This is a genomic window from Kitasatospora sp. NPDC033851, from assembly GCF_055576085.1.
In genome coordinates, this window is sequence record NZ_JBVIRL010000003.1 from 425,054 (window position 1) to 444,226 (window position 19,173).

21 protein-coding genes are annotated in these 19,173 nt (G+C 72.0%); 11 read left to right on the forward strand and 10 right to left on the reverse strand.

Annotated elements, in window-relative coordinates; genetic code table 11:
• Window positions 1–143: 143 nt before the first annotated feature.
• Both ACZ51D_RS08715 and ACZ51D_RS08720 read right to left on the reverse strand, forming a co-directional pair.
• Window positions 144–1,103 carry a pirin family protein gene (locus ACZ51D_RS08715; RefSeq protein WP_360497937.1) on the reverse strand — a complete coding sequence of 320 codons (960 nt, stop codon included), beginning with the start codon at window positions 1,101–1,103 and terminating at the stop codon, window positions 144–146.
• Window positions 1,104–1,233: 130 nt separating this feature from the next.
• Window positions 1,234–1,737 (reverse strand): SseB family protein, encoded by a 504-nt coding sequence (locus ACZ51D_RS08720; RefSeq protein WP_396288965.1) that lies wholly within the window; start codon window positions 1,735–1,737, stop codon window positions 1,234–1,236.
• Between the two features lie 213 nt (window positions 1,738–1,950).
• Here ACZ51D_RS08720 and ACZ51D_RS08725 point away from each other — a divergent pair, with 213 nt between their 5' ends.
• Complete coding sequence (locus ACZ51D_RS08725) at window positions 1,951–3,780, forward strand: acyl-CoA dehydrogenase (protein ID WP_465661677.1); 1,830 nt, start codon at window positions 1,951–1,953, stop codon at window positions 3,778–3,780.
• Window positions 3,781–4,161: 381 nt separating this feature from the next.
• A complete protein-coding gene (locus ACZ51D_RS08730) occupies window positions 4,162–5,469 on the forward strand; it encodes a M18 family aminopeptidase (RefSeq protein WP_360497933.1) in 1,308 nt (435 codons plus the stop codon).
• Between the two features lie 81 nt (window positions 5,470–5,550).
• Here ACZ51D_RS08730 and ACZ51D_RS08735 read toward each other — a convergent pair whose 3' ends face one another.
• Together ACZ51D_RS08735 and ACZ51D_RS08740 are read right to left on the reverse strand one after the other, a co-directional pair.
• Window positions 5,551–7,365 carry an NHL domain-containing thioredoxin family protein gene (locus tag ACZ51D_RS08735; protein WP_465615681.1) on the reverse strand — a complete coding sequence of 605 codons (1,815 nt, stop codon included), beginning with the start codon at window positions 7,363–7,365 and terminating at the stop codon, window positions 5,551–5,553.
• 64 nt (window positions 7,366–7,429) lie between these two features.
• Complete coding sequence (locus tag ACZ51D_RS08740; protein WP_465661680.1) at window positions 7,430–7,942, reverse strand: GNAT family N-acetyltransferase; 513 nt, start codon at window positions 7,940–7,942, stop codon at window positions 7,430–7,432.
• Between the two features lie 129 nt (window positions 7,943–8,071).
• Here ACZ51D_RS08740 and ACZ51D_RS08745 point away from each other — a divergent pair, with 129 nt between their 5' ends.
• Window positions 8,072–8,560, forward strand: a complete 489-nt coding sequence (locus tag ACZ51D_RS08745; RefSeq protein WP_360497927.1) for an LURP-one-related/scramblase family protein — start codon at window positions 8,072–8,074, stop codon at window positions 8,558–8,560.
• Window positions 8,561–8,698: 138 nt separating this feature from the next.
• On the forward strand, window positions 8,699–9,121 hold the full coding sequence (locus ACZ51D_RS08750; RefSeq protein WP_360497925.1) for a DUF350 domain-containing protein: 423 nt from the start codon (window positions 8,699–8,701) through the stop codon (window positions 9,119–9,121).
• A 53-nt stretch (window positions 9,122–9,174) separates the two neighbouring features.
• Here the strand turns inward: ACZ51D_RS08750 and ACZ51D_RS08755 are convergent, their stop codons facing one another.
• Window positions 9,175–9,522: a winged helix-turn-helix transcriptional regulator gene (locus tag ACZ51D_RS08755; RefSeq protein ID WP_360497923.1), complete on the reverse strand. Its 348-nt coding sequence runs from the start codon at window positions 9,520–9,522 to the stop codon at window positions 9,175–9,177.
• 106 nt (window positions 9,523–9,628) lie between these two features.
• On the opposite strand from ACZ51D_RS08755, the gene ACZ51D_RS08760 reads away from it, so the two are divergent.
• Window positions 9,629–10,555 carry an NAD(P)-dependent oxidoreductase gene (locus ACZ51D_RS08760; RefSeq protein ID WP_465615685.1) on the forward strand — a complete coding sequence of 309 codons (927 nt, stop codon included), beginning with the start codon at window positions 9,629–9,631 and terminating at the stop codon, window positions 10,553–10,555.
• A gap of 23 nt (window positions 10,556–10,578) precedes the next feature.
• Window positions 10,579–11,148 (forward strand): GNAT family N-acetyltransferase, encoded by a 570-nt coding sequence (locus ACZ51D_RS08765; protein ID WP_465615687.1) that lies wholly within the window; start codon window positions 10,579–10,581, stop codon window positions 11,146–11,148.
• 73 nt (window positions 11,149–11,221) lie between these two features.
• Here ACZ51D_RS08765 and ACZ51D_RS08770 read toward each other — a convergent pair whose 3' ends face one another.
• Window positions 11,222–12,217, reverse strand: coding sequence for an aldo/keto reductase (locus ACZ51D_RS08770; RefSeq protein ID WP_465615873.1), 996 nt, complete (start codon window positions 12,215–12,217; stop codon window positions 11,222–11,224).
• 242 nt (window positions 12,218–12,459) lie between these two features.
• Here ACZ51D_RS08770 and ACZ51D_RS08775 point away from each other — a divergent pair, with 242 nt between their 5' ends.
• The 4 genes from ACZ51D_RS08775 (at window position 12,460) to cutA (ending at window position 15,041) form a co-directional block, all read left to right on the forward strand.
• A complete protein-coding gene (locus tag ACZ51D_RS08775; RefSeq protein ID WP_465615689.1) occupies window positions 12,460–13,398 on the forward strand; it encodes a hypothetical protein in 939 nt (312 codons plus the stop codon).
• 93 nt (window positions 13,399–13,491) lie between these two features.
• The gene (locus ACZ51D_RS08780) at window positions 13,492–13,626 is read left to right on the forward strand and encodes a hypothetical protein (RefSeq protein WP_465661682.1); all 135 of its coding nucleotides are present in this window, start codon (window positions 13,492–13,494) and stop codon (window positions 13,624–13,626) included.
• 40 nt (window positions 13,627–13,666) lie between these two features.
• A complete protein-coding gene (locus ACZ51D_RS08785; RefSeq protein ID WP_465615693.1) occupies window positions 13,667–14,608 on the forward strand; it encodes a class I SAM-dependent methyltransferase in 942 nt (313 codons plus the stop codon).
• A gap of 103 nt (window positions 14,609–14,711) precedes the next feature.
• Window positions 14,712–15,041 carry a divalent-cation tolerance protein CutA gene (gene cutA / locus ACZ51D_RS08790; protein WP_360497911.1) on the forward strand — a complete coding sequence of 110 codons (330 nt, stop codon included), beginning with the start codon at window positions 14,712–14,714 and terminating at the stop codon, window positions 15,039–15,041.
• A gap of 113 nt (window positions 15,042–15,154) precedes the next feature.
• Here cutA and metG read toward each other — a convergent pair whose 3' ends face one another.
• The 3 genes from metG to ACZ51D_RS08805 form a co-directional block, all read right to left on the reverse strand.
• Window positions 15,155–16,888: a methionine--tRNA ligase gene (metG, locus tag ACZ51D_RS08795; protein ID WP_465615695.1), complete on the reverse strand. Its 1,734-nt coding sequence runs from the start codon at window positions 16,886–16,888 to the stop codon at window positions 15,155–15,157.
• A 116-nt stretch (window positions 16,889–17,004) separates the two neighbouring features.
• On the reverse strand, window positions 17,005–17,205 hold the full coding sequence (locus ACZ51D_RS08800) for a DUF397 domain-containing protein (RefSeq protein WP_360497907.1): 201 nt from the start codon (window positions 17,203–17,205) through the stop codon (window positions 17,005–17,007).
• Window positions 17,202–18,050 carry a helix-turn-helix domain-containing protein gene (locus ACZ51D_RS08805; RefSeq protein WP_360497905.1) on the reverse strand — a complete coding sequence of 283 codons (849 nt, stop codon included), beginning with the start codon at window positions 18,048–18,050 and terminating at the stop codon, window positions 17,202–17,204. The genes ACZ51D_RS08800 and ACZ51D_RS08805 overlap by 4 nt, the downstream gene beginning before the upstream one ends.
• A 349-nt stretch (window positions 18,051–18,399) precedes the next feature.
• On the opposite strand from ACZ51D_RS08805, the gene ACZ51D_RS08810 reads away from it, so the two are divergent.
• The gene (locus ACZ51D_RS08810; RefSeq protein WP_465661684.1) at window positions 18,400–18,531 is read left to right on the forward strand and encodes a hypothetical protein; all 132 of its coding nucleotides are present in this window, start codon (window positions 18,400–18,402) and stop codon (window positions 18,529–18,531) included.
• 39 nt (window positions 18,532–18,570) lie between these two features.
• Here the strand turns inward: ACZ51D_RS08810 and ACZ51D_RS08815 are convergent, their stop codons facing one another.
• Window positions 18,571–19,173, reverse strand: coding sequence for a GNAT family N-acetyltransferase (locus ACZ51D_RS08815; RefSeq protein ID WP_465615698.1), 603 nt, complete (start codon window positions 19,171–19,173; stop codon window positions 18,571–18,573).

The window sequence follows — 19,173 nt, forward strand, 5'->3', positions numbered from 1 at the left end:
CCCGGCGGGCCCAGCCCACCGCAACCCCGGGGGGGACCCCCCACGGGATGAGGGGGGGGTCCCCCCCACGGCATTACGGGGGGGGGGCCCGCTGGTGCCCCGGGCGCCCCCCCCCTCCGGGTCGGTGCCCGGACCTGTCCGCCTTACCTGCCGGAGGCCGGGACGGTGCCGAGGCGGCCGGCCTGGAAGTCCTCCATGGCCTGCTGGAGTTCGCGGTGGCTGTTCATCACGAACGGTCCGTACCAGGCGACCGGCTCGCGGATCGGCAGGCCGCCGAGCAGTACGACCTCGAAGTTGGGGTTGCGGGAGTCCTGGTTCTCGTCGGCGCGCAGGGTGATCGAGTCGCCGTCGCCGAACAGGACCGCCTGGCCCCTGTGGAACGGGCGCCGCTCCTGGCCGGCCGAGCCCTTGCCCGCCAGGCCGTAGGCGAGGGCGTTGAAGTCGGAGCGCCAGGGCAGGGTGACCTGGGCGCCGGGGCTCACCGAGGCGTGGATCATGGTGATCGGCGTGTGGGTGGCACCGGGTCCCTGGTGGCCGTCGAGCTCGCCGGCGATCACCCGGAGCAGGGCGCCGCCGTCCTCGGTGCTGAGGAGCTTGACGCTGCCGCCGCGGATGTCCTGGTACTTCGGGGCGATCATCTTGTCCGAGGCGGGCAGGTTCACCCACAGCTGGAGGCCGTGGAAGAGGCCGCCGGACATCACCAGCGACTCCGGCGGGGTCTCGATGTGCAGCAGGCCGGAGCCGGCCGTCATCCACTGGGTGTCGCCGTCGGTGATGACGCCGCCGCCGCCGTGCGAGTCCTGGTGCACGAAGGTTCCGTCGATGATGTAGGTGACGGTCTCGAAGCCGCGGTGCGGGTGCCAGGGGGTGCCCTTGGGCTCGCCGGCCGCGTAGTCCACCTCGCCCATCTGATCCATCATGATGAACGGGTCGAGGTACTTGGTGTCGATCTTGGCGAAGGCGCGGCGGACGGGGAAGCCCTCGCCCTCGAAGCCCTCGGGGGCGGTGACCACGGTGCGGACCGGGCGGGCGCTCGTGACGGCAGCGTCCGGCGTGGTGACGCGGGGAAGGGTCAGCGGGTTGTCGACGGTCACGGCGGGCATGTCGGCCTCCTTCGAGGGGGGTTCTTCGGCCTACGTGCACGAGGTTAGTTCAATCCTCAACAACAAGCAAGTTGAAAATTGAACTATGTAGGGACGGAGGAGCGCGGGCTCCTCTTCCTTACAGGGTGGACTAGCCGTACATCCGGCGCATGGTGAAGTCGACCATCTGCTCGACGGCCTTGGCGTCGAACACCATCCGGTGCTCGCCCTCCATGTCCAGCGCGAAGCCGTAGCCGGTCGGCAGCAGGTCCAGGACCTCGGCGCCGGTGACGGTGAAGTGCTTGGAGTCCTTGCCGGCGTAGCGGCGCAGCTCCTTCAGCGAGCTGAACATCGGGATCACCGGCGTCGGGGTGTTGTGCAGTGCGAGGAAGCCGGGGCGTTCGCCGCGCGGGCAGTGCACCTTCGAGGTGATGAAGATCGCCTGGAAGTCCTCGACCGCCATCGAGCCGGTGGTGAAGGCCCGGACCGCGTCCGCCAGCGAGGGCGGGGAGGGTTCGGGGTAGAGCGACTGCTGGTCCGTCTGTGCCTGCGCGCCGTAGGCGTCCGGTCCGGGCATGCCGTTCATGCCCGGCTGCGGTCCCGCCTGCTGCTGGTAGGGGTCGCCCGGGTATGCGTTCTGGTCATATCCGTACACACGGACAGGCTAGCGGGAGCGCACCCGCCCGCGCTGGCGCCGATCCTGACAAGGAGTGGTCGCCGGGACTGTGGGACGTGACCACGTTCATAGCGGATTCACCGTCGAGGGCTTGCCCAAGTTACCGCTGGGTAGCATCATGATGCCTACTGGTGGGTACGGGACGCCGGAACGCGGCGGTCTCCCGGAAGCGACGAACCGGAGAAAACGGCCATGGGTCACTACAAGTCCAACCTGCGTGACGTGGAGTTCAACCTCTTCGAGGTGTTCGGCCGCGAGCAGGTCTACGGCACCGGACCGTTCGCGGACATGGACGTCGAGACCGCGAAGAACATCCTCAGCGAGATCTCGCGCCTGGCCGAGAACGACCTCGCCGCGTCCTTCACCGACACCGACCGCAACCCGCCGGTCTTCGACCCGGAGACCAACACCGCGCCGATCCCGGCCGCGTTCAAGAAGAGCTACCAGACCTTCATGGACGCCGAGTGGTGGCGCCTGGGCATCCCGGAGTCGATCGGCGGCCAGGTCACCCCGAACTCGCTGATCTGGGCCTTCGCCGAGCAGATCCTCGGCTCGAACCCGGCCATCTGGATGTACTCCTCCGGCCCGGCCTTCGCCGGCGTCATCGCCGAGGAGGGCACCGAGGCGCAGCTCGAGGTCGCCAAGCGGATGACCGACCGCCTGTGGGGCTCCACCATGGTCCTCACCGAGCCCGACGCGGGCTCCGACGTGGGCGCCGGCCGCACCAAGGCGATCCAGCAGGAGGACGGCTCCTGGCACATCGAGGGTGTGAAGCGCTTCATCACCTCGGGCGAGCACGACATGTCCGAGAACATCATCCACATGGTGCTGGCCCGCCCCGAGGGCGGTAAGCCGGGCACCAAGGGCCTGGGCCTCTTCATCGTCCCGAAGTTCGACTTCGACTGGGAGACCGGCGAGCTCGGCGAGCGCAACGGCGTCTACGCCACCAACGTCGAGCACAAGATGGGCCTCAAGGCCTCGAACACCTGCGAGATGACCTTCGGCGCCAAGCACCCGGCCAAGGGCTGGCTGCTCGGCGACAAGGTCGACGGCATCCGCCAGATGTTCAAGATCATCGAGTTCGCCCGCATGATGGTCGGCACGAAGGCCATCGCCACCCTCTCCACCGGCTACCTGAACGCGCTGGAGTACGCCAAGGAGCGCGTGCAGGGCGCCGACATCTCGCAGTTCCTGGACAAGACCGCCCCGCGCGTCACCATCACCCACCACCCGGACGTGCGCCGCTCGCTGCTCACCCAGAAGGCCTACGCCGAGGGCATGCGCGCGCTGGTCCTGTTCACCGCGTCCACCCAGGACGACATGATGGCGGCCAAGCTGCGCGGCGAGCAGGACGAGGCCGCCGAGCGCCTGAACGACCTGCTCCTGCCGATCGTCAAGGGCTACGGCTCGGAGAAGTCCTACGAGCAGCTCGCCCAGTCCCTGCAGACCTTCGGTGGCTCCGGCTACCTGCAGGAGTACCCGATCGAGCAGTACATCCGCGACGCCAAGATCGACACCCTGTACGAGGGCACCACCGCCATCCAGGGCCAGGACTTCTTCTTCCGCAAGATCGTCAAGGACGGCGGCCAGGCGCTCACCGCGCTGTCCGAGCAGATCCAGAAGTTCCTCGGCTCCGCCGCCGGCGGCGACGCCCTGGCCGCCGAGCGCGAGCTGCTCGCCAAGGCCGCGGGCGACCTGGAGGCCATCGTCGGCAAGCTGCTCGCCGACCTGACCTCGGTCGAGCAGGACGTCAAGAACATGTACAAGGTGGGCCTCAACACCACCCGCCTGCTGATGGTCTCCGGCGACGTCGTCGTCGGCTGGCTGCTGCTGCGCCAGGCCGTGGTGGCCCTCGCCAAGCTGGAGGCCGGCGCCTCGGAGAAGGACATCCCCTTCTACCAGGGCAAGGTCGCGGCGGCCCGCTTCTTCGCCAAGAACGTCCTGCCGACCGTCACGCCGCAGCGCGTGATCGCCGAGGGCATCGACAACGAGATCATGGAGCTGGCGGAGGAGGCCTTCTAAGGCCTTCCTGCACCTTCTGACTGCCTGACGAAAACCCTCACACCGAAGGGCCCGGCTGCCACCGGGCCCTTCGGTGTGTCCCGGCCCTTTTCCCGGGCGCTTTCCCCGGGCGCTTTTCGCCGGTGCTTTCCTCCGTGCTCTTCCTCCGTGCTCTTCCGCGGTGCTTTGCTGCGGTGCTCTCCCCGGTGGCCGTCGGCTTCACGGCCTGCTGACCGTACGCGACCAGGGAGTATCCGCCCGGCGGGCGGCGCGTGTTGCGGGTCGTTCACGGTTGTGTCCGGGTTGAGAGCTTCCGAATGCCCTGTCCGTGTACGGGCATATGCTCAACGTGCGAAGTCGACTCCCCATCCGGCTTCGGCCCTCCCTCAACCCAGGAGCAGTATGTCGACCGCCGCCCGCCAGGCTTTTTTCGACCGGACGCACAGCGACGATCTGATCGCGTTCCTCGGCACCTCGCCGTCCCCGTACCACGCGGTCGCGAGCGCCGCGGAGCGGCTGGAGAAGGCGGGCTTCCGGCAGGTCGCCGAGACGGACGCCTGGGACGGCGCCGCCGGCGGGCGGTACCTGATCCGCGGCGGCGCACTGATCGCCTGGTACCTGCCGGAAGGGACGGGCCCCGAGACCCCGTTCCGGATCGTCGGCACCCACACCGACTCGCCCAACCTGCGGGTCAAGCCGCTGCCTGACACCGGCTCGGCCGGCTGGCGGCAGGTCGCCGTGGAGATCTACGGCGGCGTCCCGCTGAACACCTGGCTGGACCGGGACCTCGGCATCTCCGGCAGACTCGCGCTCAAGGACGGCACCGCCCGGCTCGTCCAGTTGGACGAGCCGCTGCTGCGCGTGCCGCAGCTCGCCATCCACCTGGACCGCCAGGTCAACGAGGGCATGAAGCTCGACAAGCAGCGCCACCTCACCCCGATCTGGGGCCTCGGCCCGGTCGACGAGGGCTCCCTGATCTCCTACGTCGCCGAGCGGGCCGGCCTGGCCGCCGCCGACGTGGTCGGTTGGGACCTCATGACGCACGACGTCCAGCCCGCCTCCTACCTGGGCCGCGACCGCGAACTGCTGGCCGGCCCGCGCCTGGACAACCTGCTCTCGGTGCACGCCGCCACCGCCGCGCTCGCCGCCGTCGCCACGGCCGACGGCGCCGCCGAGCTGCCGTACATCCCGGTCATGGCCGCCTTCGACCACGAGGAGACCGGCAGCGAGTCCGACACCGGCGCGCAGAGCCCGCTGCTCGGCAACGTCCTGGACCGCACGATCCACGCCCGCGGCGGCACCCCGGAAGACCGCGTCCGGGCGCTCGCCGGCACCGTCTGCCTCTCCTCGGACATGGGCCACGCCGTCCACCCGAACTACAGCGAGCGGCACGAGCCGGGCCACCACCCGATGCCCAACGGTGGGCCGATCCTCAAGGTCAACGTCAACAACCGCTACGCGACCGACGGCGTCGGCCGGGCGGTGTTCGCGGCCGCCTGCGAGAAGGCGGGCGTGCCGTGGCAGACCTTCGTCTCCAACAACGCGATGCCCTGCGGAACGACGATCGGCCCGATCACGGCGGCGCGCCTGGGCATCAAGACCGTGGACTGCGGCATCGCGGCGCTCTCCATGCACTCGGCGCGCGAGCTGTGCGGCGCGGAGGACCCGTACCTGCTGGCGAGCGCGATCAAGGCCTTCCTGGAGGGCTGAGCACCTCCGGTACGACAGGGGCCCGGCTTGCGAGCCGGGCCCCGTGTCGTCCGGTCGTCCGGGCCCCGTGTCGTCCGGGGGCTACTCCATCCCGGCCAGGACCAGCGGGAGGCGGCGGGCACCGCCGGCGACCAGCTTCACCGGCACGCCCCAGTCCTGCTGGTGCACGTGGCAGGCCGGGTACTCGATCTCCGGGTCGTCGTCGCAGGAGGCCGCCATCGCCGAGACGTGCAGCACGCCCTCGGCGACCTCGTCGGAGAGCACCAGCTCCCGGGAGAGGTCGCTGTCCGCGCCCCCACCGGAGACCAGCAGCTCCGGCGGGGTCGCGCTGACCAGCAGCCGGGTGGACGGGCCGTAACGCTCGTCCAGCTTCTGGCCGCTCGGCGCCGAGAAGACCACGTCCAGCCGGAAGGCGCCCGGCGCGACCTCGGTGGCCGCGCGCTGGGTGCGGTGCGCCACCGACTCGACCCGCACCGCCTCCTCCGGCAGCCGCAGCCTGGTCAGCCGGTGCCGGGCCGACTCGACCACCACGATGTCGCCGTCCACCAGCACCGCCCCGGAGGGCTCGCGCAGGTCGGTGGCCAGCGTGCTGACCTCGCCGGTCGCCGGGTCGTAGCGGCGCAGCGCGTGGTTGTAGGTGTCGCTGACGGCCACCGAGCCGTCCGGCAGCACGGTGACGCCCAGCGGGTGCTGGAGCAGGGCCTGGTCGGCCGCGCCGTCGCGGTGGCCGAAGTCGAACAGGCCGGTGCCGACGGCGGTTTGGACCGTCTTGGTTTCACGTGAAACCGAACGCAGCGCCGAGGTCTCGGAGTCGGCGACCCAGAGCCGCTCGCCGTCCGCGGAGACCGCGAGGCCGGACGGCTGGGCGAACCAGGCCTCGGCGACGGGCCCGTCCACCAGACCCTCGTTGGTGGTGCCGGCCGCGACGCCGACCTCGCCGGCCGCCGGGTCGTACGCCCACAGCTGGTGCACGCCCGCCATCGCGATCCACACCCGGCCGTCGAACCAGGCGACGTCCCACGGCGAGGAGAGGTCCACCTCGCGGGCCGGGCCCTCGGTGGGCGAGCCCTGCCACCACTGGCGGCCGGTGCCGGCCAGCGTGGTCACACTGCCGTCGGCCAGCCGCAGGCCGCGCAGGGCGTGGTTGACGGTGTCGGCCACGACCACGTCGTACTCCGAGCCCTCCGGCAGCAGCGCCAAGCCCTGCGGCTCGCTGAACCGGGGGCTGCTGCCGTCCACCAGGCCCCGCTGCCCGTCGCCGATCCGGCGCACCACCGTCTCGCCGTCCTCGGCCAGCTCCACCAGCGAGTGATGGCCGGAGTCGGCGACCAGGAAGTGCCCGTTCGGCAGCCGCACCGCCTTGCCGGGGAACCTGAGATCCCCCGCGGTCGGCTCCGGCGCCACGTACGGGCCGTCGCCACGGCGCAGCGTGCCCTTCGCGGCGTGCTCGGCCTCCAGCTCCTCGACCAGGCGGGCGATCGCGTGGGCGTGCCCCTCACCGGCGTGCTGGGCGACCACGTACCCCTCCGGGTCGATCACCACCAGCGTCGGCCAGGCCCGCACCGCGTACTGCTTCCAGGTGGCCAGCGCCGGATCGTCCAGCACCGGGTGGTGCACCTCGTACCGGGCGACGGCGTCCACCACGGCCTGATGGTCGGCCTCGTGCACGAACTTCGGCGAGTGCACCCCGACGATCACCACCGTGTCGCGGTGCTTCTCCTCCAACTCCCGCAGCTCGTCCAGGACATGGAGACAGTTGATGCAGCAGAAGGTCCAGAAGTCCAGGACGGTGATCTTGCCCCGGAAGTCGGCGAGCGTGAGCTCCTTGCCGCCGGTGTTCAACCAACCGCCTGCCCCGACCAGCTCGGGGGCGCGTACACGTGCACGAGATGCCATAACCCCATCAAACCGCATCGCACCTGCCCGCATTCCGGAGCGGGCGGACCCCTGCGTCACAACCTCACCGGCGGGTGAGGTCGGCCTGCCAGCGGGTTTCGCCGTCCTGGGTGCGGGCGGTGGGGTGCAGGCCGAGGGCGGTTGCGACCCTGGCGGAGGCGTGGTGGTCGGGGTGGATGTGGGCGACGGCGGTGGTGACGCCGGCGGCGGTGAGGTGGTCGAGCAGAGCGCGGGTGGCCTCGGTGGCCAGGCCGCGGCGCTGCCAGGGGGTGCCGACCACCCAGGCGAGTTCGGCTTCGTCGGGGCGGACGGTGGCCTGCACGTAGCCGAGGAGGGCGCCGTCGGCGCGCAGCCGCAGGACCCAGTTGCCCCACTGCTCGGCCGGGTCGGGGGAGCCGGCGGCGAGCCGGGCGCAGCGGGCGTGCATCTCCTCCGCGGTGGCCGGGCGGCCGCCGGTGAAGGCGTGCAGGGCCGGGTCGGCGAGTGCGGCCGCCAGTTCCTCGGCGTGCTCCGGGGCGATCGGCAGCAGGTCGAGGCGCTCGCTGTGCAACGGGACGGCGGTGGGGTCGGGGTGCATGGCGGTATTGAACGCGACCGGATGCCGCCGTGCGACGGGGTTTCCGGCGGGTGCTTCGTGGCGGTGCTTTTCGGCGGGCGGGGGAACAGGGTCGAATGGGGCCGACGTCAACACGGAGGAGGTTCCGCGGTGCGGTATCTGGTCAGGGAGAAGCTGTTCGCGGTCGGCGACGACTACTGGATCGAGGACGACCAGGGCCACAAGGCGTACCTGGTGGACGGCAAGGTGCTGCGGCTGCGGCACACCTTCGAGCTGAAGGACGCGCACGGCCGGGTGGTCGCGGTGGTGAAGGAGAAGATGCTCACCGTCCGCGACGCGATGAAGATCGAGGACGCCGAGGGCGAGGTGATCGCGACCGTCCGGGAGAAGCTGTTCACCCCGTTCCGCGACAAGTACCTGGTGGACCTGGCTTCCGGCGGCGAGCTGAAGATCCACGGCAACCTGATCGACAAGGACTACCGGGTCGAGAACGACCACGGCGACGAGCTGGCCCGGATCAGCCGCAAGTGGTTCCGGATCCGGGACACCTACGGGGTGGAGATCGCCGACGGCGCGGACACCGGCCTGCTGCTGGCCATCGCGGCCTGCGTCGACCACCTGGTGCACGAGGAGGACTGACCCGTCCCGCTTTCCGGATCCCCGGTCCGCCTCTCACCCGTGTGGGGTATCTTTTGCCAACCCTTGACCAGGCCGGTCAGGGGCTCTGACCAGCCGGTCGGGGCGTACGGCGAGGGCGGACCGGGGGCTGGAACCACGATGAACGACATCCTGCACGGGCTCGGCGCGGCGGCGGCCTACGGCGCCCTCGGGGTGGTGCTGCTGCTCCTCGGCGTCGGCCTGGTGGACCTGCTGACGCCCGGCAAGCTCGGCCACCAGATCTGGGTCGAACGCAACCACAACGCCGCGGTCCTGCTCAGCTCCGCGCTGCTCGGCATCGGCGGCATCGTCTTCACCGCGATCATGTACACCTACGCCGACTTCGCCAAGGGTCTGGTCTCGACGGCCTGTTACGGCCTGCTCGGGCTGGTGCTGATGGCCCTCGCGTTCTGGCTGGTGGACCTGCTGACGCCCGGCAAGCTCGGCGCCGTCCTGGTCGAGCCGGAGCCGCACCCGGCGGTGTGGGTGTCGGCCAGCTGCAACATCGCGGTGGCGGCGGTGGTGTCGGCCGCGATCGCGTAGCGGAACGGGAAAACACCGAACGGGAAAACGCGGGACGGAAGGCGCGGGGCAGGTCAGGCCGGGTACGGCGCCCGGCCCAGGACGTGCTCCCGTCCCCAGTCCCCCAGCGGCCCCAGCGCCGTGTTGAGGCGGCGCCCCGCCTCGGTCAGCGTGTACTCGACCCGGGGCGGCACCTCGTCGTACGCCTCCCGGTGCACGATGCCGTGCGCCTCCATCTCGCGCAGGTGCGCGGCCAGCACCTTCTCGGTGATCCCCGGCAGCAGCCGGCGCAGCTCGCCGAAGCGGCAGCTCGGGCGTTCGCCCAGGGCCCAGAGGATCGACACCTTCCACTTGCCGCCGATCACGTCCATCGCGGCGTCCGTCCCACAGATGTACGCCCCCGGCCTCGGCACGGTCGCCATGCCCACCCCTTCCGAACCCCTCGACCTGGATGCTCACTTCAGGGTAACCACCCACTTCGAAGTGCGTACTTGATCGTTCCCGGGGGCGGCGCGGAGGCTGACTCCCATGACGAACGAGCTCCTTGAGAACGCTCCCGAGACCGCCCCCGAGAATCCGTCCGAGCACGCGGTCAGGACCCCGCTCACCCTGCTCGGCCTCGGTGCCATGGGCACCGCACTGGCCGACGCCTGGCTCACCGCCGGGCATCCGCTGACCGTCTGGAACCGCACCGCCGCCCGCGCCGACGCGCTCGTCGGCCGCGGTGCCACGGTCGCCTCCACCGCCGCCGAGGCGGTCGCGGCGAACCGCCTGGTCGTCGTCTGCCTGCTCGACGACGCGTCCGTGGACGAGGCGCTGGCCGGCGTCGACCTGGCCGGCAAGGACCTGGTCAACCTGGTCACCAGCACCCCCGGGCAGGCCCGCACCCGCGCCGCCTGGGCCGCACGGCACGGTGCCCGCTACCTGGACGGCGGGATCATGGCCGTCCCGCCGATGATCGGCGTCCCGGCGGCCGGGCCGTACGTCTTCTACAGCGGCTCGTCGGAGCTGTTCGAGGAGCACCGGGCGGCCCTCGCCGCGCCCGCCGGCACCCGGTACGTGGGCGAGGACGCCGGGTACGCGGCCCTGCACGACGTGGCGCTGCTCAGTGCGATGTACGGCATGTTCGCCGGGGTCGCGCACGCCTTCGCGCTGTTCCGCGGCGAAGCCGTCGCGCCGGGCGACCTCGCGCCGCTGCTCGGCGACTACGTCACCGCGATGACCCGGACCATCGCCGGCACCGCGGTGCAGCTGGAGAGCGGCGACTACACCAAGGGCGTGGTGTCCAGTCTGGCGATGCAGGTGGCGGGCAAGGGCACGCTGCTGCGCACCGCCGAGGAGCAGGGGGTGAGTGCCGAACTGTTGGAGCCGTACTTCCGGTTGATGGAGCGGCGGTTGGAGGTCGGCAGCGGCGAGGAGGACCTGACCGGGGTCGTCGACCTGCTGCGACGGTGAAGGCCGGCCGGTAACGTACCGGCATGGCAGACCTTGAAGAACGCGCCGACGTCGTCGCGTCCGGCTCACGGCAGACCGGGGCGGGGGTGCTGGTCCGACCGCGCCGCGGTGACGACCTGGCCGACTGCGTCCGGGTGCTGGGCGACGTCCACAGCGCCGACGGCTACCCCGCCGACTGGCCCGACCGCCCCGCCTCCTGGCTCACCCCGGACGGCCTGCTCGCCGCCTGGATCGCCGAGTCGGACGGCCGGCTCGCCGGCCACGTCGGCCTCGCCCGCAGCGCCCCGGGCGACCTCGCCCCCGCCCGGTGGAGCCACCGCACCGGGGGCCGCCCGGAGCTCACCGCCGTCATCGGCCGCCTCTATGTCGCCCCCGGGGCGCGCGGCCACCACATCGGCGCCCGCCTCCTCGCCTGCGCCGTGACGCACGCGCGGGCGCTCGGCCTGCACCCGGTCCTCGACGTCCTGGCCACCGACACCGCGGCCGTCGCCCTCTACCGCCGTCTCGGCTGGGCCCACCTCGGCAGCGCCGACCAGCAGTGGCCCTCCGGCCGTACGGTCACCGTCCACTGCTTCGCCGCCCCGAGGGGATAGCGCCGGACCCCGCTCACCCGCCCGGCCGCGAGGGCCGGGCGGGCCGGGCGGGCCGGAGCGGCGCGGGGACGGGTCAGGCGGCCGGGCGGTCGGGGGCGGGGCGGCGGCGGAGGGCGGGGGTGGTGAGGGACGGGGCCTGCCAGGCGCCGTCGGCCTGGTAGAGGTCGGTGCCGGGCGGGACGATGGCGTCGATGCGGTCGAGGGTGGCGTCGTCCAGGACCAGGTCGGCGGCCTTGAGCGCGGATTCGAGCTGCTCCATGGTGCGCGGGCCGATGATCACCGAGGTGACCGCCGGGTGGGCCGCGGGGAAGGCGAGGGCCAGCTCGGGCAGGGTGCGGCCGAGCTCCTCGGCGAGGGCGGTGAAGGCCTCGACGGCTTCCAGCTTGGCGGCCGTGGTGGGCAGCGCCGGGTCGAAGCGGCCCGGGTTGATGGCGGCGCGGCCCTGGGTGAGGTCCACCGGGCGGCCCTGGCGGTAGCGGCCGGTGAGGAAGCCGCCGGCGAGCGGGCCCCAGGTCAGCGCGCCCATGCCGAGCCGCTGGACCACCGGCAGCACGTCGCGCTCGACGCCTCGGGCGAGCAGCGAGTACGGCGGCTGCTCGGTGCGGAAGCGCGGCAGGGCGCGGCGCTCGGCGATGTGGTGGGCGTCCACCAACTGCTCGGCGGGGAAGGTCGAGCAGCCGAAGGCGCGGATCTTGCCGGCCCGGACGAGGTCGCCCAGGACGGACAGGGTCTCCTCGATGTCGGTGGTGTGGTCCGGCCGGTGGATCTGGTAGAGGTCGATCCAGTCGGTGCGCAGCCGGCGCAGGCTCTCCTCGACCTCGCGGACGATCCAGCGCCGCGAGTTGCCGCCCCGGTTGCGGCCCTCGCCCATCGGGAAGTGCGCCTTGGTGGCGAGCACGATCTCGTCGCGGTCGCCGCGCGCGGCCAGCGCCTTGCCGACGATCTCCTCGGACTCGCCCGCCGAGTAGATGTCGGCGGTGTCGATGAAGTTGATGCCCCGGTCGATCGCGGTGTCGATGATCCGGGCGCAGTCGTCGTGGTCGGGGTTGCCGATGTGGCCGAACATCATGGTGCCGAGGCAGTGGGCACTCACCTCGATGCCGGTGCCGCCGAGGACGCGGTAGCGCGTGGTCGTGCTCCCCCTGGTGGTGGGTCGGTGGTGCGTCAGTGGTGCCTCGGAGGCTAGGAGTTGGAGTGCGCTCCAAAGCAAGGGCGTCGCGCTCTCGTCCCCGCCGGGATCCCTCCGGCGGGGGAGCCGGATCCCCGTGCGGGGGGAGGCCCGGGCCCGGTGGTGCGGGCGAGCCTGTCGGCATGACGAGGAATGACGGATGGGCGGTCGCGGCCTGGGGCGTCGGCTACGCGGGCTACGGACTGGGGTGTGCGCTGACCGGGACGGCGCTGCTCGGTGTGCGCGGACTGGGGTGGGTAGTCGCCGGGGTCGGGGTGGCGGCGCTCGCGGCGGGGGTGGCGGTGGTGCGGCTGCGGCCGTCGGCGGGGCTCAGGCGGCTGCTGTGGCTGTTGTGCGGGCTGGCCGCGGTGGCGGCCTTCAGCCTGCTGATGGACGTGGTGACGCTGCTGTTCGGGCAGGGCGTGGACAGTGTCCCGGACACGGTGCACCGCGCGCTGGCGGCGTCCGGGGCGCTGCTGCTGGCCCGCACCGCCCGTACCCGGCGGCCCGACGGTGCCGTGCGGAGGACGGCACCGGCCCCGTCGGCGGCTCCCGCGACCGTCCAACTCGCGGCCTGGGCGGGGACCCTGGCCTTCGTGCCGTACGTGGTGATGAAGCTGATCTGGGCGCTCGGCGGCACTTTCGCGGGGGTCAGCGGCGCCGAGATGTACGCCGGGTACGTGCGCAACGGCTCCTCCGGGCTCTGGCTGGCGCTGGAGTCCTGGGGGCTGGACGGCACGGTGCTGCTGGCGGCGATCGGGGTGTTCCTGCTGTGGGGGCTGGTGCGGCCGTGGGGGCAGGTCTTCCCGCGCTGGACGCTTCCGCTGCGCGGCCGCCGCGTCCCGCGCTGGCTGCCGCTCACCCCGGCGCTGCTGGGCGCGGCGACGCTGGCGCCGTACGGGCTGGTCGGCCTCGGCTATCTGGCGCTGTGCGGTACGGGGGTGATCGGCATCCGGCAGGGCGAACTGGCCACGCCCGAGCAGGCGCTGCAGGTGGCGTGGGTGGGGATCTGCGCCTTCGCCGGGTACGGAGTGGCGCTGGCGCTGGCCGCCCGCTCGTACTGGCGGCGGACCGGCGGCTGAGCGGGGCGCTCTTCGGCGCCGGGTGTTTCGGTTTGCTGGGGTGGCAACAAAGCTTGCCGTTGTGGGGAGGGTGGTCGCAGCCTGGCGGTGGAGGTGAGCGCCATGCGGATGGGCGTGGCGGCCGCCTTCGCGCCGGACCGCGACCTCGCGCAGGAGGATCCCGGACGGGCGGTCGCGACCCTGCGGGACCGGCACGGCCGCGCGTCCGGCGCCGCGGTGCCCGCGTGAGCGGGGAAGCTTTCGTCAACCACGAACGGAGAGACCGGACATGACCTCGCAGCAGCAGCACCAGAAGCAGCACGGGCACGGGCACGGGCATGGCCACGGCCACGGGAACGTCCCCGCCGCCGACTTCGACTGGGACGCGCTCGCCGCGCACCTGGAGCAGGAGGCCGACCTGCGGGCCGCCGCGGTCACCGAGGCCGGGCGGTGGCTGTCCGGCCTGCACGGCAACGGGACGGGCGGGACGGACGGGACGGCCGGGCCGGACGGCACCGTACGGAGGGTCCTCGACGTCGGCAGCGGCCCCGGGGTGATCGCCGGACTGCTGGCGGATGTCTTCCCGGCGGCCGAGGTGGTGGCCGTCGACCAGTCGGCCGCCCTGCTGGAGCGCGCCCGGACCCGCTCCGGCGGCCGGCTGGGCACCCAGCAGGCCGATCTGCCCGCCGAGTTCGACAAGCTCGGCGAGGCCGACCTGATCTGGTCCGGCAACGCGATCCACCACCTGGGCGACCAGCAGGCCGCGCTCGCCTCGCTCGCCGGGGTGCTGCGGCCGGGCGGCCTGCTGGCCGTTGCCGAACGCGGCCTGCCCGCGCGCTACCTGCCCCGGGACTTCGGCCTCGGCCGGCCCGGATTCCAGGCCCGGCTGGACGCGGTCCACGAGGACGGCTTCAGCGCCATGCGGGCCGAACTGCCGGGCAGCACCGAGGAGATCGAGGACTGGCCGGCCATGCTGAAGCGCGCGGGGCTGACCCCGAGCGGCACCCGCACCTTCCTGGTCGACCGGCCCGCCCCGCTCGACCGCCCGACCCGCCGGTACCTGCACACCCAGCTCCGCCGCCTGCACGACCAGCTCGCCGACAGCCTCCTCCCGGAGGACCGCGGCACCCTCGAGGCCCTCCTCGACGAGGAGGCCCCCACCGGCATCCTCCGCCGCCCGGACGCCTTCTACCTCTCCGCCATGACCGTCCACACGGCCCGCAAGCCCTGAGGTCCGGGGGCCGGGCGGTGCCGCCGCCCGGTCCCGGGCCCCGTGCTCAGAGGGCCTGGCCGAGGGTGCGGCCGGGGCGGCGCCCCCGGGATACCGTCGGGGCATGACAGCGAGCGAGCAGCGCTTCGTCGTGGTGACCACCACCCACGAGAGCGAGGAGCGGGCCCGGGCCCTGGCGTCCGCCGTGGTGCGGGAGCGGCTGGCGGCCTGCGCCCAGGTGTACCCGGTGCGGTCGGTGTACTGGTGGGAGGGCGAGGTGCGGGACGCCGAGGAGTGGCGGATCGACCTCAAGACCCGGGCCGAACTCGCCGACCGGCTGGGCGCGTTCGTCGCCGAGCGGCACACGTACGAGACGCCGGAGGTGATCGCCGTGCCGGTGGTGGCCGGCAGCCCCGGCTATCTGGACTGGGTGGCCGGGGAGACGGCCGGGTAGCGCCGGATCAGGGCGCGACCTCCGGGAACGCGCAGGGCCCGGAGGGTCGCCTCCGGGCCCTGGCCCGCGGTACGGTCCTCAGCCCTTGGGGCCGGTTCGGCCCTTGGGCCGGTTCAGCCCTCGGAGCCGCCGAAGCGCGCCGTCCAGGCCGCCAGGTCCTCGTCCGTGATCTTGGCGAACAGCACCGGCGGCACCGTGAACGCCGTCCCGGCCGGCACCAGGTCCAGTGCCCGAGCCTCCTCCGGGCCGACCCAGGCGCGGGTGGCGGCGGGCGAGTCCGCGGGCAGTGCGAAGGCCCCGCGCATGGCCGCCGCCGCGGTCGGGATGAACGGCTCGGACACCACCGCGTACAGGTGGATCAGGTTCATCGCCGTGCGCAGGGTGAGCGCCGCCGCGTCCGGGTCGGTCTTCACCTGCCGCCAGGGCGCCTTCTCGTCCAGGTAGGCGTTGCCCGCGCTCCACAGCGCGCGCAGGGCCTGCGCCGCCTTGCGGAAGTTGAGCGCGTCCAGCTGGGCCTCGTACTCGGCGAGCAGCCCGGCGACCTGCTCGCCGAGGCGCTGCTCGGCCTCGCCCGCCGGGTGGCCGCCCGGGACGTCGTCGCCGAAGCGCTTGCGGCTGAAGGACAGCACCCGGTTGACGAAGTTGCCGAGGGTGTCGGCGAGGTCCTTGTTGACCACCGAGGCGAAGAGGTCCCAGGTGAAGCTGGAGTCGTCCGACTCGGGCGCGTGGGCCATCATGAAGTAGCGCCAGTAGTCGGCCGGGAGCAGCTCCAGCGCGACGTCGCTGAAGATGCCGCGCTTCTGGCTGGTGGAGAACTTCCCGCCGTAGTACGTCAGCCAGTTGAAGGCCTTGACGTAGTCGACCTTCTTCCACGGGCGGCGCGAGCCGAGGATCGTCGCCGGGAACATCACCGTGTGGAACGGGACGTTGTCCTTGCCCATGAACTCGGTGTACCGGACGGTCGCGTCGGCCTCGTACCACCAGGACTTCCAGTCCCGCGGCTGCCCGGCCGGGGCCGCGTCCGCCCATTCCTTCGTGGCGCCGATGTACTCGATCGGGGCGTCGAACCAGACGTAGAACACCTTGCCCTCGGCAGCCAGTTCGGGCCACACGTCGGCCGGCACCGGGACGCCCCACTCCAGGTCGCGGGTGATCGAGCGGTCCTGCAGGCCCTCGGTCAGCCACTTGCGGGCGATCGAGGAGGCCAGCACCGGCCACGTGTCGCCGTGGGCGCCGACCCAGTCCTCGACCTCCTCGGTCAGCTTCGACTGGAGCAGGAACAGGTGCCTGGTCTCCCGGACCTCCAGGTCGGAGCTGCCGCTGATCGCCGAGCGGGGCTCCAGCAGGTCGGTCGGGTCCAGTACGCGGGTGCAGTTCTCGCACTGGTCGCCGCGCGCCTTGTCGTAGCCGCAGTGCGGGCAGGTGCCGACGATGTAGCGGTCCGGCAGGAAGCGTCCGTCGGCGTTGGAGTACACCTGGCGGATCGAGCGCTCCTCGATGAAGCCGTTGCGCTGCAGCTCGCGGGCGATCTCCTGGGTGATCTCCCGGTTCTGCGGCGAGGAGCTGCGGCCGAAGTGGTCGAAGGAGAGCCCGAAGCCGTCGTACACCGCCTTCTGCGCGTCGTGCGCCCGGGCGCAGAACTCGGCGACCGGCAGCCCGGCCTCCTGGGCGGCCAGCTCGGCGGGGGTGCCGTGCTCGTCGGTGGCGCAGATGAACAGCACCTCGTGGCCGCGCTGGCGCAGATAGCGGGAGTAGACGTCCGCCGGGAGCATGGACCCGACCATGTTGCCCAGGTGCTTGATCCCGTTGATGTACGGAAGGGCGCTGGTGATCAGGTGCCGAGCCATCCTCGGATGCTCCGATTTCTCCCGCACGCGCACCCCCACCCGGAGTGCTGTGCCAGGCGCAGGGGTCCACTGTGGGCTGCCAAGCCTACCGCCGGCGCCGGCCCGGACGGCTGCGGTCAGGGCCGGGTGAGGTCGCCGTACCGGTCGAACTCCCCGGCCTTCACCCCGCGGACGAAGGCGGCCCACTTGCGCGGCGTGGTCCGTACGACCACCTCGGGCTGGTCCGACTCGCGGATCTCCACCAGCCCGCCCGCCGCCCTGACCTCGACGCAGTCGGTGCTCTCTCCGCTGGCCGAGGCCTTGCGCCACCTGCTCATGAGAAGTCTTTCAGTAAGGTCCGGATGAAGTCCCAGGACTCCTCCGGCCCGAGCGCGATCATCGCGGTCCTCTCCTTGATCCGGCGGTAGGAGTCCAATTCCTCTGCGGAGTGCACGAACTTCGGCCCGTGAGAGAGATCGATCTGGACGGTGTCGAGCTCCGGGACCGGCCCGCGGGCGAGGTACAGGCTCTCCCCGGACCCCGTGTAGGTGGGGACGCTGAACGGGATCACCCGGATCTCCACCCCGGGCCGCTCGGAATTCTCCGCCAGGCTCTGCAACTGGTCCCGCAGTACTTCCGGACCGCCGAACTGCATGCGCAGGGCGGACTCGTGCAGGAATGCGCTGTACGGCTTCGGACGGTCGACGAAGATCTGCTGGCGCCGAATCCGGAATGCCTTCCGAACCTCCGCCTCCTGCCGGTACTGCGGGGGGAGACGCTCGAACACCGCGGCGGCGTACGCCGGGGTCTGCAACAGGCCGGGGATGAACGTGCTGTTCAGGATGGACAGGGAGGCCGCGTGGTGCTCCATCTCCGCGATGTCGATGATCCCGTTCGGCAGCCGGCCCCGGTAGCTGTCCCACCAGTACTTGCGCCGGTCCTGCGTCATCGCGAGCAGCGCGTCGAGGTACGGGCCGTCCTCGCAGCCGCAGGTGTGTGCCCAGGTCCGCAGCCGGTCCGCGCTGATGCCCGATTTCCCGTTCTCCATCTGGGAGATCTTCGGCAGGTCGGTGCCGATGGTGGCGGCCAGCGTCTTGGGCGTGACGCCCACGCGTTCGCGCATCCTGCGCAACTCGATCCCGAGGCGCTGCTGGCGTACGGTCGGCGACAAGCGGGGTGGCATGTCTCTCTTCTCCGGATCGCGGCTTCGGTCGATGCTTCCGGTGAAGTGTGCCGCGCGTACCGGGCCCTAGCTACCGAAATGGGGGATACCCCACGATGGAGTGAACGTTCTCCCGCTCGGTAGCAACTCTGGCACCCTGACCCTAGGGTCGTCCGTGTCACTCGCTGACTTGTTGTCGCCTAAACAGTCGTCAATCAGCCGTAATTACACACCAGATGCATGGTCACGGCGCCCGACATCACCGACCGGAGACAGCCATGCCCCTTCCCTCGCCTCTCCGTATTCCCCGCCATCCCCGTCCTTCCCGCCGCATTTCCGTATCCCGGTGAATGCGCTTCTCGTCGTCGCATTGTCCGCACTCCTCCTCGCCGTCCTATTCGTCGGCTGGCTGGTCTGGCTGGTCAACATCCAGCCCCGCGAACCCCGCCCGGCGAAGCGCGGCATCGCGGCCGGCCATTCCGTCACCGGAGAACGGAAATGACAGCCGGCCCCGCCCGGCAGGCGGGACCGGCGCCGTTCCTCAGCCGCGCGAAAGGCGCTCCGTCAGGCGGGACTTGGCGGTCGGCCACTCGTCGGTGAGCATCGAGAAGTAGGCGCTGTCCCGCCAGGTGCCGTCGGGGAGGTGGCGGTGGCGGCGGTGGACGCCCTCGAACCGGGCGCCGAGGCGCTGGATCGCGTTGCGGGAGCGCTCGTTGCGGGAGTCGGTCTTCCAGAAGACGCGTCCCATGCCCAGGTCCTCGAAGGCGTGGGTGAGCAGCAGCAGCTTGGCCTCGGTGTTGACCGCCGTGCGCCAGACCGAGCGGGCGTACCAGGTGCCGCCGATCTCCACCAGCTCGTTCGCCGCGTCGGCGTCGTGGTAGCCGGTGACGCCGACGGCCTTGCCGCTCGCGAGGTCGACGGCGGCGAAGTACACCGACTCCCCGGTGGCCGCCTCCGCGAGGCGGGCGTCGAGGAACGCGCCCAGCTCCTCCTCGGTGGCGGGCGTGTGGGTGGGGACCCAGCGCCAGACCTCGGGGTCGTGGCCGACGGCGGCCCAGAGCTCGGCGAGGTGGCGGCGTTCCAGCGGCTCCAGACGGATGTGGCGGCCGGTGAGGGTGATGGGTGCGGGCAGCTTCGCGGTCAT

Coding starts and splice junctions, on each gene's coding strand:
- ACZ51D_RS08815 (WP_465615698.1), bottom strand. CDS start 19,173: ATGACCGCGAAGCTGCCCGCACCCATCACCCTCACCGGCCGCCACATC.
- ACZ51D_RS08775 (WP_465615689.1), top strand. CDS start 12,460: ATGACGAGGAATGACGGATGGGCGGTCGCGGCCTGGGGCGTCGGCTAC.
- ACZ51D_RS08735 (WP_465615681.1), bottom strand. CDS start 7,365: ATGGCATCTCGTGCACGTGTACGCGCCCCCGAGCTGGTCGGGGCAGGC.
- cutA (WP_360497911.1), top strand. CDS start 14,712: ATGACAGCGAGCGAGCAGCGCTTCGTCGTGGTGACCACCACCCACGAG.
- ACZ51D_RS08760 (WP_465615685.1), top strand. CDS start 9,629: ATGACGAACGAGCTCCTTGAGAACGCTCCCGAGACCGCCCCCGAGAAT.
- ACZ51D_RS08715 (WP_360497937.1), bottom strand. CDS start 1,103: ATGCCCGCCGTGACCGTCGACAACCCGCTGACCCTTCCCCGCGTCACC.
- ACZ51D_RS08800 (WP_360497907.1), bottom strand. CDS start 17,205: ATGAGCAGGTGGCGCAAGGCCTCGGCCAGCGGAGAGAGCACCGACTGC.
- ACZ51D_RS08740 (WP_465661680.1), bottom strand. CDS start 7,942: ATGCACCCCGACCCCACCGCCGTCCCGTTGCACAGCGAGCGCCTCGAC.
- ACZ51D_RS08805 (WP_360497905.1), bottom strand. CDS start 18,050: ATGCCACCCCGCTTGTCGCCGACCGTACGCCAGCAGCGCCTCGGGATC.
- ACZ51D_RS08755 (WP_360497923.1), bottom strand. CDS start 9,522: ATGGCGACCGTGCCGAGGCCGGGGGCGTACATCTGTGGGACGGACGCC.
- ACZ51D_RS08725 (WP_465661677.1), top strand. CDS start 1,951: ATGGGTCACTACAAGTCCAACCTGCGTGACGTGGAGTTCAACCTCTTC.
- ACZ51D_RS08730 (WP_360497933.1), top strand. CDS start 4,162: ATGTCGACCGCCGCCCGCCAGGCTTTTTTCGACCGGACGCACAGCGAC.
- ACZ51D_RS08785 (WP_465615693.1), top strand. CDS start 13,667: ATGACCTCGCAGCAGCAGCACCAGAAGCAGCACGGGCACGGGCACGGG.
- ACZ51D_RS08765 (WP_465615687.1), top strand. CDS start 10,579: ATGGCAGACCTTGAAGAACGCGCCGACGTCGTCGCGTCCGGCTCACGG.
- ACZ51D_RS08750 (WP_360497925.1), top strand. CDS start 8,699: ATGAACGACATCCTGCACGGGCTCGGCGCGGCGGCGGCCTACGGCGCC.
- metG (WP_465615695.1), bottom strand. CDS start 16,888: ATGGCTCGGCACCTGATCACCAGCGCCCTTCCGTACATCAACGGGATC.
- ACZ51D_RS08770 (WP_465615873.1), bottom strand. CDS start 12,217: ATGATGTTCGGCCACATCGGCAACCCCGACCACGACGACTGCGCCCGG.